Below are 17,977 nucleotides of genomic sequence, written 5' to 3'. Positions count from 1 at the left end.
CGACAAAAAATAAGCAGGGACAGTCAACAATGACACATTTCAGACTTCGAGGGGCGCTGGCCGGTCTCGCCGCGATCGCCGCGGCACCGATCCAGGCGCAAACCCTCGATCAGCAGATCAATGACGCCTTCGCCAGCTCGACCGGCTGGTTCGTCAATTTCATCTTCAGCCCCTTCCCGGGGACGTCCTTCCCGTGGATCGTGGCCTGGCTGGTGGTCGCGGCGACGGTCTTCACGCTCTATTTCGGCTTCATCCAGTTCCGCGCCTTCCCGCATTCCATATCGCTGGTGAAGGGCGATTATTCGGACCCCGATGACGCGGGCGAGGTGAGCCACTTCCAGGCGCTCGCCACCGCGCTGTCGGGTACGGTCGGGCTCGGAAACATCGCCGGCGTGGCCGTGGCCGTGGGCATCGGCGGGCCGGGGGCGACCTTCTGGATGATCCTCGCAGGCCTCATGGGGATGGCCTCGAAATTCACCGAATGTACCCTCGGGGTCAAATACCGCAACGAATACGCGGACGGGACGGTCTCTGGCGGCCCGATGTATTACATGACCAAGGCCTTCGCCGAACGGGGCATTCCCGGCGGCAAGATCCTCGCGGTCCTGTTTTCGATCTTCTGTATCCTCGGCGCGCTCGGCGGCGGCAACATGTTCCAGGCCAACCAGGCCCACGCCCAGATCGCCAACGTGGTCGGCGATTTTCCCGGCTGGATCACCGGGATCATCTTCGCGGTCATCGTCTTTGCCGTGATCGTCGGCGGGCTCAAGTCCATCGCCCGGGTGACGGAAAAGGTCGTGCCCTTCATGGGGGTCATGTATGTGCTTGTCGCGCTCGTCATCCTGATCATGAACGCCGATCAGATCGGCTGGGCCTTCGGCCAGATCTTCTCGGGCGCCTTCACCGGGCTCGGTGTTGCGGGCGGTCTTGTCGGCGCGCTGATCCAGGGCTTCAAGCGGGCGGCGTTTTCCAACGAGGCTGGCGTCGGCTCGGCGGCCATCGCCCACTCGGCGGTGCGCACCAAGGAGCCCATCACCGAAGGCTTCGTCTCGCTGCTCGAGCCCTTCATCGACACCGTCGTGATCTGCACCATGACCGCGCTCGTGATCATCATCACCGGCCAGCTCGTGAGCGATCCCAACACCGGGCTCTACCTGCTCGACGAGGGCGCAAGCACGATCCAGACCGTGGACGGCAACAAGGGCGTGGCGCTGACGTCGGCGGCCTTCTCCTCCTCCTTCGGGTGGTTCCAGTACGTGCTGGCGCTTGCCGTGATCCTCTTCGCCTTCTCGACGATGATCAGCTGGTCCTACTACGGGCTCAAGGCCTGGACCTTCCTCTTCGGCGAGGGCCGGACCAAGGAGCTGGTCTTCAAGGTGATCTTCTGCATCTTCATCGTGATCGGTGCGGCCGCCAGCCTCGGCCCGGTGATCGACTTTTCGGATGCGGCGATCTTCGCCATGGCGGTGGTCAACATCATCGCGCTCTACGTGCTGATGCCGGTGGTCAAGGCCGAGCTCGAAAGCTACCTGAGCCGTCTGAAAACCGGAGAAATCAAGAAGTTCCACTGACGCCCCCGGGCGCCGGTTTTCAAAGCCAACACCCGTCGCGGTCTCCGCGGCGGGTTTTTTTCGGCCGGCGCCGGGTGACGTGGGGTGACATTCGCGCGCGGTTCGGGTAGGAACGCCCCGACTCAAGACGCCAGACCATGACGGAGGGCAAGCATGTTTCACGGGATTGATCGACGCCCATCCTGAGGCGGCCATTCCTGTGAGGTGGCCGCAAGGGCCGCTCCGCTTGCCAAATTTTTCCTGAGTCACCTTCCGGATTTCCGTCATGTATCGCTTTTTTGAAAACCTCGTGGATCCCTTTGCCGATCGCGATGTCGAAACGCCCCCCGCCGCGCTCTGGCCCTACGTCAAGTCGCAGCTGCGCCCCTTCCGCCCTCTGCTTGCGCTCATGGCGCTCTCGGGGGTCGCGGTCGCGCTGATCGAGACCGGGCTCATCTTCTATTCGGGCCGCGTGATCGACCTGATGGAAAGCAGCGCGCCGGGCACCTTCTTTGACGAACACGGGCTGGAGCTTCTGCTGGTCGTGGTCTTCGTGCTGCTCATCCGCCCGCTCTTCATCGGCCTCAACCACCTGCTGCTCGAACAGACCCTCGCCGGCAACATGCAAGAACAGGTCCGCTGGCGCGCCCACCGCCATCTCCTTGGTCAATCGGTCGGCTTCTTTCAGAACGATTTCGCCGGGCGGCTCACCAACCGCGTGATGAAACAGGGCGAAGCGGTCGAGGACAGCACCTACATGGCCTTCGAGGGGATCTGGTACTCGATCTCCTACGTGCTCGGCGCGGCGCTCATTCTGACCGGGATCGCCCCGGTGCTTGCCTTGCCGCTGCTCGGCTGGGTGGTGGTCTACGGGCTCTACACCCGCAGCATCGCCCTGCGCGTGAGCGCAGCCTCGGAGAGCTGGTCGGACGCGCGCTCGATGGTCACCGCCCGCGTGGTCGACGCCTATTCCAACATCGAGACGATCAAGCTTTTCGCCACCACCGGCGGCGAGGAGCGCTACGTGCTCTCGGCGATGCGGCGCCTGCGCCTGCGGTTCCAGCGCTTCCTGCGGCTGATGACCGAGCTCTCCTTCGGGCTCAACGTGATCAACGGCGTGCTCATCGTCGCCATGCTCGGCCCCGCTATCTGGATGTGGTCAATCGGCCGCGTCTCGGTGGGCGAGGTGGCGGCGGTTTCGGCACTGACGCTCCGGCTCAACGGGATGAGCGGCTGGATCATGTGGGTCACCGTGCGGCTTTTCGAGCACGCCGGCACGATCCGCGAGGGGCTGCGTTCCATCGCCACGCCACTTTCAGTGACGGATCGCCCCGGCGCGCCCGCGCTCATGGTGCGCGAGGCCTCGATCCGCTTCGACGAGGTCTCGCATCACTACGGCAAGGGCCAGGGCGGGCTCGATCGGGTCTCGCTCCACATCCCCGCGGGCCAGAAGGTCGGCCTCGTCGGCCGCTCGGGCGCGGGAAAGTCGAGCCTCGTCAACCTGTTGCTGCGCTTTCGCGACGCCGAAGAGGGCCGGATCGAGATCGACGGGCAGGACGTGGCCCAGGTCACACAATCGAGCCTGCGCGCCGCCATCGGCATGGTCAGCCAGGACAGCTCGCTGCTGCACCGCTCGATCCGCGCCAACATCCTCTACGGCAAGCCCGACGCCAGCGACGCCGAGATGATCGCCGCCGCCCGCCGCGCCGAGGCGCATGAGTTCATCCAGTCGCTTTCGGATCCGAACAATCGCAGCGGCTACAACGCCCAAGTGGGCGAGCGCGGGGTGAAGCTCTCGGGCGGCCAGCGCCAGCGGATCTCGCTCGCCCGCGTGATCCTCAAGGACGCGCCGATCCTCGTGCTGGACGAGGCCACAAGCGCGCTCGATTCGGAGGTAGAGGCCGCGATTCAGGAGACACTCTTCGGCCTGATGGAGGGCAAGACGGTGATCGCCATCGCCCACCGCCTCTCCACGATCTCCCAACTCGATCGCATCCTGGTGATGGATCAGGGCCGGATCGTCGAAGACGGCTCGCACGACGGCCTGCTCGCCCACGGCGGTATCTATGCCGGGCTCTGGGCGCGCCAGTCCGGCGGCTTTTTGGGCACGGACGTGGCCTGACGAATGCCATCCGGGCGCCAGCGCGCGCCCGGATGGGCGCGCAAAACGCATCGCGTGCGCCCGAAGGGCGCTCCGCTTGATCACGTGGCAGGGCCAAGGGTGCCCCGCGCGCCGCTCTCAGGCGCTCAGGTGCCGTGCCCGGGCGCCCCGTTCGATCGCGGCGGCGTGCAGCCGGTCGATATCGAGCTCGTAGCGGATCTCTTCGAGAAGCCGCAGCTCGGTCTCGTAGAGATGTCCGTCCGCTGCCGCCACATCACAGGCCAGCGCATAGGCGGTCTCGAACAGCCGCTCCGGCAAGTTGTCGCGGATCAGCCCGAAGAGCGCGTCGAGTCCGTCTTCCTCGGCGAAGAGATCGAAGACGATCTGCGCCAGCGGTTTGAGCCGGTCCTCGTCGAAATCGGCGAAGACGGGCAGGTGCCCTACGGCGGACTGGATCTTGACCAGTTCCGAGGTCCGCATCGACTGATCGGACGCCGACATGGCGATCATCAGCGCGACGAGGCAATCCTGCGGCGAGAGCGGATGCGGGGTCTGATCGTTCATGTGGAAGCCTTTTCTCTTGGGCATTGTTGCGTTGCAGAATATTGACGTGGCGACCGCTGCACAATAGGAAGCGCCACTTGCGGCGAGGGGCGCCGCCAATCAACCGGAGTAAAGAGATGTCCGACCTGCGCGAAACCGCGATGACGTCAAAAGCCTGGCCTTTTGAAGAAGCGCGCCGGATTCTCAAACGCTACCAGAAAGCGCCGCCGGAGAAGGGCTACGTGCTCTTCGAGACGGGCTATGGCCCGAGCGGCTTGCCCCATATCGGCACCTTTGGCGAAGTGCTGCGCACCACGATGATCCGCCGCGCCTTCGAGGCGCTCTCGGACATCCCCACCAAGCTGATCTGTTTCTCCGATGATCTGGATGGCATGCGCAAGGTGCCGGGCAATGTCCCCCAGCCCGAAATGCTGGCCGAACACCTGCACCGTCCGCTGACCTCGGTGCCCGATCCCTTCGGCACCCATGAGAGTTTCGGCGCGCACAACAACGCCATGCTGCGGCGTTTCCTCGACACGTTCGGCTTCGAGTACGAGTTCTATTCCGCGCGCGAATTCTACCGCTCCGGCCAGTTCGACGAGGTGCTCAAACGCGCTGTCGACAACTACGACAAGATCATGGAAATCATGCTCAAATCGCTCCGCGAAGAACGCGCCGCGACCTATTCGATCTTCCTGCCGATCCACCCCGAGACGGGCCGGGTGCTCTATGTCCCGATGAAAAAGGTCTGCGCCGAGAGCTACACCGTGACCTTCGATGACGAGACGGGCCGCGAGTGGACCTTACCGGTCACGGGGGGCAATGTGAAGCTGCAGTGGAAGCCCGACTTCGGCGCCCGCTGGGCCGCGCTTGGCGTCGATTTCGAGATGTACGGCAAGGAGCACGCGACCAACGAAAAGATCTATGACGCGATCTGCCGGGCCCTCGGCGAGCGGCCGCCGGAGCATTTTTCCTATGAGCTTTTCCTTGATGAAAACGGCCAGAAGATCTCCAAATCCTCGGGCAACGGGGTCTCGATCGACCAGTGGCTGACCTACGCCTCGACCGAGAGCCTGAGCTATTTCATGTATCTCAAGCCCAAGACCGCCAAGCGGATGCATTTCGACATCATCCCCAAGATGGTGGACGAGTATCACCAGCAGCTGCGCGCCTATCATGGGCAGGATCTGAAGGCGCAGCTCAACAACCCGGTCTGGCATATTCACAGCGGCGATGTGCCCGAAAGCCGGATGGTCGTGCCGTTCTCGATGCTGCTCAACCTCGCCTCGGTGGCCAATGCCGAGGAGAAGTCGCAGCTCTGGGGCTTCATCCAGCGCTATGCGCCCGAGGCCTCGCCCGAGACCAATCCGGACATGGATGCCGCCGCCGGGTTCGCGCTGAAGTACTATCAAGACTTCGTGAAACCCGCGAAGCAATACCGCCTGCCGACCGATCTGGAACGCGAAGCCTTGAGCGATCTGCGCGGCCGGCTCGCCGCCTGGGATGGCGGGCTCGATGCAGAGGCGTTGCAATCGGAGGTCTTTGCCTGCGGGCGCGAGCGGTTTGATCCCCTGCGCGACTGGTTCAAGGCGCTCTACGAGGTGTTGCTCGGCGCAAGCCAGGGGCCGCGTTTCGGCGGGTTCATTGCGCTCTACGGCGTCGAGGAAACCATCGCGCTGATCGACAAGGCGCTCGCCGGAGAGCTCGCCGCCTGAGGGCAGCGCCGGCTCGCCAGCCGCGGCATCCAGCGTCGCTGCGGCTCGCCCGAACGGTTCGGCGTGATGGCCCGGTTGGGCTATCCCATGATCTGGGATCCCGGCTCCCGCCGCTATGGCGCCCTGCGCCAAGAGGGCGAGATCTTCGCTCAACGTGTTGATATAAAATAAATATCCTGCGCCAGCTACAGCCTCGATCACATTCTGGTCGAGACACCCGATGGCTGGCGCATTGACGGCGTCAATCTGTTGGCGCCGCTCTATCGGGCGGTCTGACGTGGGCGACCGTCACGGTGGTCTCAGAGCCAGTTAACCTTTCGTAGATACTTTCTCAAACCGATCCGGGGCCAAGGGTGCCCGATTGTTTGGAAAAGGACTGGCGATGAATATTGCAATCACCGACGGCGCACTCTTGATGCCCCCCGCGTTCTCCGAAGGCCTCGACGTCTGGGCCCGAGGAGACGGCACGCCGGGCTCCGACAGCTACGAGGGCCGCGCCGAAGCGGCGCTGGTCAGCAACGATGGCGATTTCGGCACCTGTCTCGAACTCACCAAGACACAAAGCACGCAAAAGCTCCGCTACATGGGCCAGACGCCGATCTATCCCGGGGTCTACCTGCGCGTTCGCGCCCGTGTGAAGGCCTTCGCCGGCAATCTGCCCTCGGTGCGCATCGCCGGTTGGGCGGGGGATGCCAATGGCGCGGCGGTGAACGGGATCACCACCTTCGGCGACGAGGTTTCTCTGGATACCCATGGCGAGGTGGTCGAGGTCAGCGCGGTGGTCGGTGTCGGCAGCCGCAGCGGGGTCTCGATGGCCTGGGGCGCGGTGCCGGTCTACGGCCATTTCGGGCTCGATCTGGTCGGCGCGAGCGGCGGTACCGTCCGGATCGATGACATCGTGATCGAAGATGTGACATCGGCCTTCCTCGGCGATACGGTGGCGCTTGTCGATGTGCGCGATCACGGTGCGGTTGGCGATGGTGTGACCGACGACAGCGCGGCCTTCGAAGCGGCCGATGCAGCTGCGGACGGGCGCACGGTCGTCGTGGGCGAGGGGACCTATCACCTTGCCGGCAGCGTGACCTTCGAAAGCGAGGTGGAGTTTCGCGGCACGGTGACCATGCCGCGCGACGCGATCCTGACGCTCAAGCAGAACTTCGATCTGCCGAGCTATATCGATGCGTTCGGTGACGACGTGGAAGCGTTCAAGCGCGCGTTCCAATCCCTGCTGAACAACTCGGGCCACGAATCGCTCGACCTTTGCGGCCGGCGCGTCGCGCTCGATGCGCCGCTCGACATGCAGGCCGCGGTCCCGAACCGCACGACCTACGCCACCCGCCGCGTCATCCGCAACGGCCAGTTCGATGCCAGCGAAAGCGCCGGCTGGGACACCGAGGTCACGACCAGCGCGGGCACCTACAATCCGAGCAATCCCTACACGCTGACCAACGTGGCCAATGCCGCCAATATCGCCGTCGGCGCGCTTGTCGAGGGCGCGGGCGTGGGCCGCGAGGTCTATGTGCAGGCGGTGAACGTGGGCACCCAATCGGTGACCCTTTCGGTCCCGCTTTATGATGCTGAAGGGACCCAGAGCTTTACCTTCCGCCGCTTCAAGTACCTGCTCGATTTCTCGGGGTTCAACAGCCTCTCGAAGATGGTGCTCGAAGACATCGAGTTCCGCTGCTCCGGCCATGCCAGCGCGGTCATGATCGCGCCCGCCGGGCTCATCTTCCATGTCAAGGACAGCTTCTTCACCTTCCCCAAGGATCGCGGCATCACCAGCATCGGCAACGGCTGTCAGGGCATGCTGGTCGACCGCTGCCAGTTCCTGTCGAACGAGAGCCCCGAGCTGGTCCAGAACCGCACGTCGATCGCACTCAATTCCAATGCCAACGACATCAAGCTGCGCAACAACCGGATCATGCATTTCCGCCACGCCGCGATCATCGCGGGCCGCGGCAGCATCATTTCCGGCAACCACTGGTTCGGCGGCGACGAGGCCAATGACGGGGTCCGCCTCGGCGGGCTGATCTTCACCCAGACCAACCCCAAGACCACCGTGACAGGCAACTACATCGACAACTATTCGATCGAATGGGGCAATGAGCATGACCCGGCGCCGGAGCACAGCAACGAGTACTCCTTTGGCGGGCTGTCGATCATCGGGAATATCTTCACCTCGATGGATGCCGCGCCCTGGTTCCGGTTCATCGTCATCCGGCCGCATGGCGCGGGGCATTTCCTCAACTCGCTCTCGGTGACGGGCAATGTCTTCCGCACCGTTTCGGGTAATATCGACCGGGTCGAGATGGTCGACACCAGCTTCGCCGAGCTCGATTTCAGCCGCAGTTTCAACGTGGTCTTCGACAACAACACCTTCAACGGCGTGGACGTCCAGACCCGCAATCCGCTGATCGTCGAACATGAGGAAGCGACGGCGGCTTCCACCTGGTCCATCGACGGCGCGCCCTACCTCCCCTTCGGCGGGCGCGCGCGGACGGTGGTCAGCGCCATGCCGGAGGGCCCGCTGACCAACGACAGCGGAGGCGTGCGCTTCGTGGCGCCCTATGCCGATGTGGAGCAGGGGCCGAACGGCGATCAGGTGCATCTCGTTTGGCCCGAGCCCGTGCGCGGAACCGTGCAGCTAACGATGCGAATGGACCGCCCGATCTAGGCGTCCTGTGGGGCCGGTCCCGAATCGGCCCCACGCGCTCACCGCTCAAAAGAGCCCGCCCGGAGACGTGCACTACCGCGTCACTGGGCGGGCTCTTTGCCATCCTGGACCCGGCCGCGAAACGCGCGCGGCGAAAGCCCGCTTTCCTGCCGGAAGACCCGCGCGAAATAGGCCGGATCGCGAAACCCCAGCCCGTAGGCGACCTGCGCGACGCCGATGTTGGTGTAGGCCAGCTCGCGCCGCGCCTCCAGCATCACCCGGTCGCGAAGCAGCCCGCTCGCCGAGCGCTGGAGCGTGGTGGTGCAGAGCCGGTTCAGGTGGCTCTTCGAGCGGCCCAGCCGTTCGGCGTAGTACCCCAGATCACGCGCTTCGCGAAAATGGGCCTCGATGAGGTCGAGAAACCGGGGGACGACCGCGTCGGTTTCCTGTCGGGTGGCGGGCTGGGCCGTGCCCGCCCGGGCCACCGATACCGCCAGAAGGCGGACCTGCGCCGCGATCATCTCCGTGCGGAAGGGCGCGCGGCGGTTATGCTCGCGGGCGAGCGCGCCGAAGACCGCCTCATGCATTGGCTCGGCCTCGGTGATGATGGGCGCGGAAAGACGCGCCAGCCCCCCTTCGCCACCCTTCATCGCATCGCTCAGGCTCGCGACCGGCAGGGTCACGACCGTGCCTTGGGTGTGGGCGTCGAAGTCGAACCCGTGAACACAGTAGCGCGGCACGAAGATCATGACGCCCGCGTCAAAGCGCCGGGTTTCGCCGTCGAACCGCGCCGTCCCGCCGCCGCGCGCGATATGCAGGAATTGTACCAGCGCGCTGTGCCGGTGCGGGGCGATGATCCAGTCCAGGGGGCGCGAGCGTTCGGCGATGCTTTCGACGTGGCACAGGTCCGGCAGCGCGTCGCGCTCGCCGTAAAGCGCGTAGGTCGGGAGGTCGATGGAGCGGGGCGTGGATCGGGGCATGCGCGATTCCTACCAGTATTGTGCGGCCGGCTCCATTCCCCAATCCGCGCGAGGCGGGCTAGATGGCCGCCACACGCGAACACCTGGGGAGGAGCGCCATGCGCACGCAAGTCTGCATCATCGGGGGAGGGCCCTCGGGCCTGCTGCTGAGCCAGATCCTGCACCGCGCCGGGATCGACACGGTCGTGCTGGAGCGCCGCTCGCGCGCGTATGTGCTTGGCCGGATCCGCGCCGGTGTGCTGGAAAGCGGCCTGACGGATATGCTGCGCGCCGCGGGTGTGGGCGACCGGCTCGACCGCGAGGGCTTTCCCCATGGCGGGACGCAGCTCGCCGCCGCCGGGCGCCGCTTCCGCATCGATTTCGAAAAACACACCGGCCGCAAGGTGACCGTCTACGGCCAGACCGAAGTTACCCGTGATCTCTATGCCGCCCGCGATGCCATGGGCGGGGTCGTGATCCACGGCGCCGAGGGCGTCGCGATCCACGGGGCCGACAGCGAAGCGCCCTTCGTCACCTGGGTCGAGAACGGCACGGAAACGCGTCTCGACTGCGACTATATCGCGGGCTGCGACGGGTTCCACGGCGTGAGCCGCCCGACCATCCCCGAAAGCGTCCGCCAGACATTCGAGCGCGTCTATCCCTTCGGCTGGCTCGGCGTGCTCTCCGAAACGCCGCCCGTCGATCACGAGTTGATCTACGCCAACCACCCGCGCGGATTCGCGCTCGCCTCGATGCGCAACGAAGGGCTCAGCCGCTACTACGTGCAGGTCCCGCTCGAGGACCGGGTGGAGGCCTGGAGCGACGACGCCTTCTGGGATGAGTTCCGCCGCCGCATGCCCCAGGACGTGGCCGAGGCGCTGGTCACCGGCCCGTCGGTCGAGAAATCCATCGCACCGCTGCGCAGCTTCATCGCCGAGCCGATGCGGTGGGGGCGGCTCTTTCTCGTCGGGGATGCCGCGCATATCGTGCCGCCCACCGGCGCCAAGGGCCTCAACCTCGCCGCCTCCGACGTGAATTACCTCTCAAACGCGCTGATCGCGCACTACGCGGGCGAGGGGCCCGAGCGGCTCGACGGCTACTCGGCCGATGCGCTCGCGCGCGTGTGGAAAGCGTCGCGGTTCTCGTGGCAGCTCACCACCCTGCTGCACCGTTTCCCCGATCAGGAGGCCTTCGGTCAGCGGATGCAGGAGGCCGAAATCGCCTATCTTGAAAGCTCCGACGCGGCGCAGGCGAGTTTTTCTGAGAACTACGTTGGCCTGCCCTACGACCGGGTGAGCGGCTGACGCTTTCCGCGCGGCCCGGATCAAAGCCCCCCTTGCGCCCGCCGCGACCCTTGGCTAAGGAGAGCGGCGCGGCGGGTATGATGTAATGGTAGCCTGTCAGCTTCCCAAGCTGAACGCGCGGGTTCGATTCCCGCTACCCGCTCCAATCCATCCAAAATCTCGACTGATCCTGCCCCCTCCGGTGGCCGGTAAATTGCGCGCTGAAGTCGCGCCACGACAGCCGCGGGCCGTTCAACTTCCGGCGCGTGCGCGGATGATAAGTCTGTCAGTGGGGACACCAGAAAGGTTCTGTCCCAGCGGATCTAGAACGCTCTGGAAGCTGATTTCTGCGTCGAAGCGCTGAACGAGGCCATCCACAAGTTCGGCCCGCCCGAGATCATAAACACGGATCAGGCAGCCCGTTCACATCCTTCGCCTTGACGGGCCGGCTCCGCCGATCAGGCGTGCGGTTGTCGATAGATAGGGAAGGCCGCTTCCTCGACAACATCTTCATCGAGAGGCTGTGGCGCGCACGGATCAAAAGCGGAACATCCTCTCACCCGCGCCAAAACTCTCTTCTTTGGGGCAGCTCACGAATTCTACGCAAAGAAGGTCGGTCTGGTTTCCGCTATGAAAGGTGATCTCGCAAAGCAAGACCTGGTCCGGAGCGGCTCCCCGGACTTCTTCAAGCCGTTGGAAAGAGAGGCATTTGAACGCGGATTTGCCGCGGGTCAGCTGGCGGCAGAAACTCCGTCCGGCGAAGCCTTTGAGGCTGCCTTCGAAACCGCGGCCTGGCCCGACAAGGTCGATCTGGTTGCGGATGCTGCCTGGGCCCTGGTTCAGGAGGGTAAACTTGAGAACGCGATCGCCGGCCTCCACCAGACCGGCCTGCTGGAATCCTCCGAAGTGTTGGCGTCAGACAAGGCATACCTCGCGGCACTCGTGGGAGATCTGCAGTGGCTCGAAAATGGTATTCGTTCGGGCGCAATCGAGGGTTATGAAATCCAGGACATGATCGATCCTTTCAAGTGGTTCATGACTGCGGCCCGCGAACACGGGTTCGACTTGTCCGCCCAACCCGAGCAGGTCGCGGATCTCATCACCAGCACCGAAGACGAATATGCGCTCTCGACCATAACCGACGAAATCGCCCTGTCTGACAGAGATGGCTATGCCGGCGGAGGTGAGATTCTGTTCAAGGCCGCGGAACACCTCGATGGAGAGCCAAAGTCCTGGGCGATCTGGGTGGCCCACAAAGCAGCTATTGACGGACAATGATACGCCTTCTTCCGGCGGCCTTGCTGGCTCTGATTTGCAGCCCGCTATCCGTCACGGCTCAAGAGTGCACGGGCGCGTTCGGAGCGCCCATCCCTTGCCCGGACGTAGATGAGGGAAAGCTCGCGTATTTCCCACCAAGGCATCTGGAGCTTGCGGATCCAGTTCCAATCCCTGCGACGAAGCCCGGCACGACGGTCCTTCCTCGGCGCAAGCCATCGCAGGACGGTGTGCCAATCCCGACATTGAAGCCGCAACTGCCGGTGCCGATGGTGGTGACAGCGCAGGATGCGGCGGCGCTGAAGGATGACAATTTCTGGGTACTTTTCCGAAAGCACTACGCCCAACTTTTTTCGGAGGAGTTTCTGGACGGGGAAGAATTTGGTGGTCCAACACGCGTGCAGGTTTACATCAGGCTCATGCAAAGCAAAGCGTGATATCTTCTGGGGAAAGCGGTACCAACCCGTGCGGGTTGCCCCTCGGCGAAAGGAAACCTCACGGCGCTTTCATGGGAAAACCCACGCGCATGGGACGGAAGAATCCCCCACACGAGCCTCGACGGGCTCACACCGTGGGAGTATTACCAAAGGTCAGTAAAGGACCAAACCCTGAACAGAGCGAACTGAAAAACGCGGACTCCAAGGGGAGCAGGTCAAAGGTTAAACGTGCGGCCAGATCGCAGCGTGGCATCCGGAAGGCGACCGCGCATGACCTCGCCCAGTCCGGTGCAAACGTCTACGAAATTGCAGCACGCCTCTCTCATTCAGACTTCAAGTCTTCTGCGCCCTAGGTTTGGAACGTGGATCGGGGCACGGCTTGCCGAGTCTGGATTTGATCCTGCGGATACGGCTCGCAAGGAGCACGGTGTCCCACGCGCCGATAACCGTGGGACACTTGATGACTCAAGTGTCAGTAAAACAAAGATTTTCGGAGGTGAATGGCAGCCCGTAGGGGAATCGAACCCCTCTTTCCAGGTTGAAAACCTGGCGTCCTAACCGATAGACGAACGGGCCAGCAAGCTGCGTGAGGCGCGTTCTAGGCAATGGCTGGCGCGCGTGCAAGCGGAATTTTCATCCCGAGGACAGAAAAAACGAGCGGTGGAAAAGACCGCTCAACTCTCGGCGCGGGCGGCGTCTTCGAGGCGCAACTGTGGCGTGCGGCGCCCGTTCCACACATTGACTTCGAGCCGGCCTGCGAGGTGGAAGCGCGCGCCGCCATGTTCGAGCAATGCGGCGCCCAGCGGGGTGTCGAAGGCGGAGAAGGCGATGGCGTCGAGCGTGGCGCCGAGCCCGTCGCCGAAGCGCAGTTTGAGGTGGCTGTCGCCGACCCGGCGGGTGCTGAGGATGCGGCAGTCGGGGAAGGCGAAACGCGGGGCGGGGGCGCCGGAGCCGAAGGGGCCCGCGCTCTCGATCCGGGCGATCATCTCGACATCCGCCGCGCCGGGCATGAGCGTGCCGTCAAGGCGCAGATCCGCCGCGCCGAGCCGGTCGGCGCCCTGTTTCGCGAGAAGTTCGGCGAGCCGGTCCATGGCCGGCTCCAGCTTGTCGCGTGCCACGGTGAGCCCCGCGGCCATGCGGTGGCCGCCGCCCTTGAGGAGCAGCCCTTCGGCCGCGAGTTTCTGGATCTGGGCGCCGAGGTCGATCCCGGAGACGGAGCGGCCCGAGCCCTTGCCCTCATCGCCGTCGAGCCCGATGACGATGGCGGGGCGGTTGGTGGCTTCCTTCAGGCGGCTCGCGACGATGCCGACGACGCCCGGGTGCCAGCCGTCGCCCGCGGCCCAGACGAGCGGTGCGTCGAGCCCGCGCGCCTCGGCCTGTTCCATCGCGGCGGCGCGCACTGCCGCTTCGATCTCGCGGCGGTCCTTGTTTAGCCCGTCGAGCCGTTCGGCCAGGGCCGCAGCTTCGGCCTCGTTCGCGGTGGCGAGCAGCCGCGCGCCGAGATCGGCCGCGCCGATCCGCCCGCCCGCGTTGATCCGCGGGCCGAAGACGAAGCCGAGGTGATAGGCGGCGGGGGGCTCATCGAGCCGGGCGATGTCGGCCAGCGCCACGAGGCCGGGGCGCGCGCGCCGGGCCATCACGGCGAGCCCCTGGCGGACAAAGGCGCGGTTCACCCCGGTGAGGGGGGCGACATCGGCCACGGTGGCGAGCGCAACGAGATCGAGGAGCGCCATCAGGTCCGGGCCCTGCGCGCCGCCCGCCTTGAGCTGGCGATTGGCCTCGACCAGCATGAGGAAGACCACGCCCGCGGCGCAGAGATGGCCCAACTCGCCGTCCTCGTCCTGCCGGTTTGGGTTCACCACCGCGAGCGCCGGCGGGAGCGTCTCGCCGCCGAGGTGGTGGTCGAGCACGATCACGTCCGTAGGCGCGGCGGCGGCGATGGGCTCATGGCTCAGCGTGCCGCAATCGACGCAGACGATCAGGTCATGCGCGCGCGCGAGCGCCTCCATCGCGGGGACGTTCGGCCCGTAGCCTTCGTCGATCCGGTCGGGGACGTAGAGCGTCGCGTCGCTGCCCATGTCGCGCAGCCAGCAGATCAGCAGGGCGGCCGAGGCGCCGCCGTCCACGTCATAATCGGCGAAGATCGCGATCCGCTCGCGGGCGTGGACGGCGCGGAGGAACCGCGCGGTGGCGGGCTCCATGTCGCGCAGCCGGTGCGGATCGGGGAGGAGGGTGCGCAGCTGGGGCGCAAGAAAGCTCTCGGCCTCGGGCGCGGCGATCCCGCGCCGGGCGAGCACCAGCGCAAGCGGCAGCGGCAGCGCGGTCTCCTGCGCGAGCGCTTCGGATTGCCGCTCGATCTCGGAGCCGGGGCCGAGCCAGCAACGGCCGGTGAGGGAGGTGGTCACGCCGAGGTAGGACATGGGCCCTGTTATCCCCGGCGCGGGGGGCGCTGCAAGCTGCCTTTGCGCGGTCAGGAGGCCGCGCTGGTCGGGTTGCGGTAGACCATGCGCCGGACGGAGCCGGTCTTGGAGCGCATCAGGATCGTCTCGGTGGTGGTGTAGCCGGGTTCGCGCTTGATGCCGGGCAGGAGCGAGCCGTCGGTCACGCCGGTGGCGGCGAAGATCACGTGGTCGGTCACGAGCTCGTCGCGGGCATAGATGCGGTCCAGGTCGGTGATCCCGGCCTTGGCGGCGCGGCCCTTCTCGTCATCGTTGCGGAAGAGCAGCCGGCCGTACATCTGGCCGCCCATGCATTTGAGCGCCGCCGCGGCGAGGACGCCCTCGGGCGCGCCGCCGGAGCCCATGTACATGTCGATGCCGGTGAGCGACGGCTCGGCGCAATGCATGACGCCGGCCACGTCGCCGTCGGTGATCAGCCGGATCGCGGCGCCGGTGCCGCGCACTTCCTGGATCATCTCCTCGTGGCGGGGGCGTTCGAGAATGCAGACGGTGATGTCGGTCACGTCGCAGCCGCGGGCCGCGGCCAGCGCGCGCACCCGCTCGGCGGGGCTCATGTCCAACGTGACGACACCCTCGGCATAGCCCGGCCCGATGGCGAGCTTGTCCATGTAGACATCCGGCGCGTGCAGCATCGAGCCGCGCGGGCCCATGGCGATCACGGTCAGCGCGTTGGGCATGTCCTTGGCGGTCAGGGTCGTGCCCTCCAGCGGGTCGAGCGCGATATCCACGCCGGGACCCGAGCCGGTGCCCACTTCCTCGCCGATGTAGAGCATCGGCGCTTCGTCCCGTTCCCCTTCCCCGATGACCACCACGCCCTTGATGTCGAGCTTGTTGAGCTGCTCGCGCATGGCGTTGACCGCGGCCTGATCGGCGGCCTTTTCGTCGCCGCGCCCGACCAGTTTGGCCGAGGCGATGGCGGCGGCTTCCGACACGCGGGCGAGCCCGAGCGAGAGCATGCGATCATTGAAGTCAATGGGTTTGGTCATGGAAAATCTCCTGCGGACTGCGGTTGGAGCAAGGGTTAAGCGCCCCGCCGCCGGTTCACAAGGATGATAGCGCTAACCGGGTTAAGCCGCGGGGGGTTAGCCCCCGCCTGCTTCAGACTTCCTCGATCCGCAGCGCCACGGGCGTGTCGGTCACGACGTTGAGCGTCTCGATCGCGGCAATGGCCTCGTCGAGCGCGCCGCGGGTGGTCTTGTGGGTGATGATGAGCACCGGGGCTGCGGTATCGTCATGGCCGTACTGGCGCATCCGGTCGATGGAGACGCCCGCATCGCCGAGCCGCGCCGCGACCTTGGCGAGCGCGCCGGGCTTGTCGTGCAGCGTCATGCGCAGGTAGTAGGGCGCGGGGGTGTTGCCCGAGGCGGGCTGCGCGGTCTTGAGCGTGCTGGCCGGCTGGCCGAAGGTGCTGATCCGCAGGCCCCGCGCGATATCCATCACGTCGCCCATGACGGCCGAGGCGGTGGGCCCTTCGCCCGCGCCCGCGCCGCGCAGCACGATCTGGCCCACGTCATCGCCCTCGACGACGACCATGTTGGTCCCGCCTTCGAGCTGGCCCAGCGGGCTGGTGGCCGGAACGAGGCAGGGCGACATGCGCTGCTCGAGCCCGCGCCCGGTGAGTTGGGCCACGCCCAGCAGCTTGATCCGGTAGCCGAGATCGGCGGCCTGTTCGATGTCCTCGATCATGATCTTGCCGATGCCTTCAAGCTGGACCGCGTCGAAATCGACCTGCGTTCCGAAGGCTATGGAGGAGAGCAGCGAGAGCTTGTGGCCCGCGTCGATCCCGCCCACGTCGAGCTGGGGATCGGCCTCGAGATAGCCCAGCTTGTCGGCCTCCTGAAACACCGTCTCATAGGGCAGGCCCGCGCTCTGCATCCGCGTGAGGATGTAGTTGCAGGTCCCGTTCATGACGCCCATCACGCGGGTGATCTCGTTGGCCGCGAGCCCTTCGGTGAGGGATTTGATGATCGGGATGCCGCCGGCGACGGCCGCTTCGAACCGGATCACCCGGCCCGCCGCTTCGGCCGCTTCGGCCAGCGCCTGACCGTGGTGGGCGAGCATCGCCTTGTTGGCGGTCACCACGTCCTTGCCCGCGGCGATCGCCGCTTCGGTCGCGGCCTTGGCGGGCCCGTCGCTGCCACCCATCAACTCGACCAGCACATCCACATCGGCGCGCCGCGCCAGCGTGACCGGATTGTCTTCCCAGTCGTAGCCCTCAAGCGAGACGCCGCGATCCTTGTCGCGGTTGCGTGCCGAGACGGCGGTGATCTCGACCGGGCGGCCGGCGCGCGCCGCGATCAGCTCGGCCTTCTGGCGCACGATGCGGACAACGCCCGCGCCCACCGTGCCGAGGCCGGCAATTCCGAGGCGAAGGGGGGGGCTCTTGTGAGTCTCCGGCATCTGGGTCTCCGCGTTGCGCTGTTGTTGCTGCCGCCGCGATGTAGCCCGAACCGGGGGCGGGCGCAATCGGGCGCGCCGCGCTTGGCCCTGGTGCCGGCTCAGGGATCGTCCGGCGGGATCGGGGGGATGCCTTGCGCCATGCGCCGGCGGGTCGGCCCGTCGATCACCGGGCCGGCGAGTGCGGCGGCGCGCGCCTCCAGCCCCGCGCGGCGGGTGGAGAGATCCTCGGTGATTTCCCCGGCGTCCGACGGCGCGGTCGCCTCGCCCAAGGCCACGTCCAGCGGCAGGAGCCCAGGGTAAGCCCGCGCGGCGACATCCGGCGAGACGGCGCGGTCGAGCGCGGGAAACCGGGTGCAGCCGGGGAGCGCGCCGAGGCCGAGGATCGCAAGAAGGGTCAGGACGCGGGTCATGGAACGTTCCGGTGTTGCCGCGCCAGAGGGCGGCGCGTGGCTGGGTGCAAGGCTGTAGGAACGGCGGCGCGAGTTCAAGCGCTTGATCGGGCGCGCCCCCGCGAAATCGGCCCGGCCATCGAGGCGCGTGGCGCGGGGGCGGTTTACCGCGCGCCCGTTTCAGGATTAATGGGACACCGGCGATTGCGGGCC

General features: G+C 66.0%; 13 protein-coding genes, 2 tRNA genes and 1 pseudogene. 9 read left to right on the top strand and 7 right to left on the bottom strand.

The features are described 5' to 3' along the window. The first annotated feature begins 29 nt into the window (after nt 1-29). Nucleotides 30-1,571 (top strand): alanine/glycine:cation symporter family protein, encoded by a 1,542-nt coding sequence (locus BM353_RS11580; protein WP_092081017.1) that lies wholly within the window; start codon nt 30-32, stop codon nt 1,569-1,571. 265 nt (nt 1,572-1,836) lie between these two features. Continuing rightward, nucleotides 1,837-3,672, top strand: coding sequence for an ABC transporter ATP-binding protein (locus BM353_RS11575; protein ID WP_092081015.1), 1,836 nt, complete (start codon nt 1,837-1,839; stop codon nt 3,670-3,672). 117 nt (nt 3,673-3,789) lie between these two features. Here the strand turns inward: BM353_RS11575 and BM353_RS11570 are convergent, their stop codons facing one another. Beyond that, a complete protein-coding gene (locus BM353_RS11570) occupies nt 3,790-4,215 on the bottom strand; it encodes a tellurite resistance TerB family protein (RefSeq protein ID WP_092081014.1) in 426 nt (141 codons plus the stop codon). 116 nt (nt 4,216-4,331) lie between these two features. Between BM353_RS11570 and BM353_RS11565 the strand changes: the two genes are divergently transcribed. From BM353_RS11565 to BM353_RS11555, 3 genes and pseudogenes are all read left to right on the top strand, one after another. Next, on the top strand, nt 4,332-5,909 hold the full coding sequence (locus BM353_RS11565; protein WP_092081012.1) for a lysine--tRNA ligase: 1,578 nt from the start codon (nt 4,332-4,334) through the stop codon (nt 5,907-5,909). A 24-nt stretch (nt 5,910-5,933) separates the two neighbouring features. After that, nucleotides 5,934-6,080: pseudogene (locus BM353_RS17235) on the top strand (DUF4864 domain-containing protein); the annotation flags it as partial. A gap of 211 nt (nt 6,081-6,291) precedes the next feature. Continuing rightward, entirely contained in the window at nt 6,292-8,583 is a 2,292-nt protein-coding gene (locus BM353_RS11555) for a glycosyl hydrolase family 28-related protein (protein WP_092081008.1), read from the top strand. Between the two features lie 80 nt (nt 8,584-8,663). Here the strand turns inward: BM353_RS11555 and BM353_RS11550 are convergent, their stop codons facing one another. After that, the gene (locus BM353_RS11550) at nt 8,664-9,542 is read right to left on the bottom strand and encodes a helix-turn-helix domain-containing protein (RefSeq protein WP_092081006.1); all 879 of its coding nucleotides are present in this window, start codon (nt 9,540-9,542) and stop codon (nt 8,664-8,666) included. 98 nt (nt 9,543-9,640) lie between these two features. On the opposite strand from BM353_RS11550, the gene pobA reads away from it, so the two are divergent. From pobA to BM353_RS16655, 4 genes are all read left to right on the top strand, one after another. After that, entirely contained in the window at nt 9,641-10,825 is a 1,185-nt protein-coding gene (pobA, locus tag BM353_RS11545) for a 4-hydroxybenzoate 3-monooxygenase (RefSeq protein ID WP_092081004.1), read from the top strand. 71 nt (nt 10,826-10,896) lie between these two features. Beyond that, nucleotides 10,897-10,970, top strand: a tRNA-Gly gene (locus BM353_RS11540). Between the two features lie 464 nt (nt 10,971-11,434). Then, nucleotides 11,435-12,082, top strand: a complete 648-nt coding sequence (locus BM353_RS11535) for a hypothetical protein (protein ID WP_092081002.1) — start codon at nt 11,435-11,437, stop codon at nt 12,080-12,082. Next, on the top strand, nt 12,079-12,516 hold the full coding sequence (locus BM353_RS16655; protein ID WP_143104154.1) for a hypothetical protein: 438 nt from the start codon (nt 12,079-12,081) through the stop codon (nt 12,514-12,516). The genes BM353_RS11535 and BM353_RS16655 overlap by 4 nt, the downstream gene beginning before the upstream one ends. A 501-nt stretch (nt 12,517-13,017) precedes the next feature. Here BM353_RS16655 and BM353_RS11530 read toward each other — a convergent pair. The 5 genes from BM353_RS11530 to BM353_RS11510 all read right to left on the bottom strand — a co-directional run bounded on the left by BM353_RS11530 (nt 13,018) and on the right by BM353_RS11510 (nt 17,785). Next, nucleotides 13,018-13,092 (bottom strand) — tRNA-Glu (locus BM353_RS11530). Nucleotides 13,093-13,190: 98 nt separating this feature from the next. Continuing rightward, complete coding sequence (gene recJ / locus BM353_RS11525) at nt 13,191-14,936, bottom strand: single-stranded-DNA-specific exonuclease RecJ (RefSeq protein ID WP_092081000.1); 1,746 nt, start codon at nt 14,934-14,936, stop codon at nt 13,191-13,193. A gap of 50 nt (nt 14,937-14,986) precedes the next feature. Beyond that, on the bottom strand, nt 14,987-15,961 hold the full coding sequence (gene glpX / locus BM353_RS11520; protein ID WP_092080998.1) for a class II fructose-bisphosphatase: 975 nt from the start codon (nt 15,959-15,961) through the stop codon (nt 14,987-14,989). Nucleotides 15,962-16,073: 112 nt separating this feature from the next. Next, nucleotides 16,074-17,375, bottom strand: a complete 1,302-nt coding sequence (locus BM353_RS11515; RefSeq protein ID WP_092080996.1) for a homoserine dehydrogenase — start codon at nt 17,373-17,375, stop codon at nt 16,074-16,076. 98 nt (nt 17,376-17,473) lie between these two features. Then, nucleotides 17,474-17,785, bottom strand: a complete 312-nt coding sequence (locus BM353_RS11510) for a hypothetical protein (protein WP_092080994.1) — start codon at nt 17,783-17,785, stop codon at nt 17,474-17,476. Nucleotides 17,786-17,977 lie beyond the last annotated feature (192 nt).

It is taken from the genome of Poseidonocella sedimentorum (genome assembly GCF_900116005.1).
Classification (GTDB): Bacteria; Pseudomonadota; Alphaproteobacteria; order Rhodobacterales; family Rhodobacteraceae; genus Poseidonocella; species Poseidonocella sedimentorum.
This window is presented reverse-complemented; position numbering and strand designations above follow the sequence as displayed.

Coding starts and splice junctions, on each gene's coding strand:
- BM353_RS11580 (WP_092081017.1), top strand. CDS start 30: ATGACACATTTCAGACTTCGAGGGGCGCTGGCCGGTCTCGCCGCGATC.
- BM353_RS11575 (WP_092081015.1), top strand. CDS start 1,837: ATGTATCGCTTTTTTGAAAACCTCGTGGATCCCTTTGCCGATCGCGAT.
- BM353_RS11570 (WP_092081014.1), bottom strand. CDS start 4,215: ATGAACGATCAGACCCCGCATCCGCTCTCGCCGCAGGATTGCCTCGTC.
- BM353_RS11565 (WP_092081012.1), top strand. CDS start 4,332: ATGTCCGACCTGCGCGAAACCGCGATGACGTCAAAAGCCTGGCCTTTT.
- BM353_RS11555 (WP_092081008.1), top strand. CDS start 6,292: ATGAATATTGCAATCACCGACGGCGCACTCTTGATGCCCCCCGCGTTC.
- BM353_RS11550 (WP_092081006.1), bottom strand. CDS start 9,542: ATGCCCCGATCCACGCCCCGCTCCATCGACCTCCCGACCTACGCGCTT.
- pobA (WP_092081004.1), top strand. CDS start 9,641: ATGCGCACGCAAGTCTGCATCATCGGGGGAGGGCCCTCGGGCCTGCTG.
- BM353_RS11535 (WP_092081002.1), top strand. CDS start 11,435: ATGAAAGGTGATCTCGCAAAGCAAGACCTGGTCCGGAGCGGCTCCCCG.
- BM353_RS16655 (WP_143104154.1), top strand. CDS start 12,079: ATGATACGCCTTCTTCCGGCGGCCTTGCTGGCTCTGATTTGCAGCCCG.
- recJ (WP_092081000.1), bottom strand. CDS start 14,936: ATGTCCTACCTCGGCGTGACCACCTCCCTCACCGGCCGTTGCTGGCTC.
- glpX (WP_092080998.1), bottom strand. CDS start 15,961: ATGACCAAACCCATTGACTTCAATGATCGCATGCTCTCGCTCGGGCTC.
- BM353_RS11515 (WP_092080996.1), bottom strand. CDS start 17,375: ATGCCGGAGACTCACAAGAGCCCCCCCCTTCGCCTCGGAATTGCCGGC.
- BM353_RS11510 (WP_092080994.1), bottom strand. CDS start 17,785: ATGACCCGCGTCCTGACCCTTCTTGCGATCCTCGGCCTCGGCGCGCTC.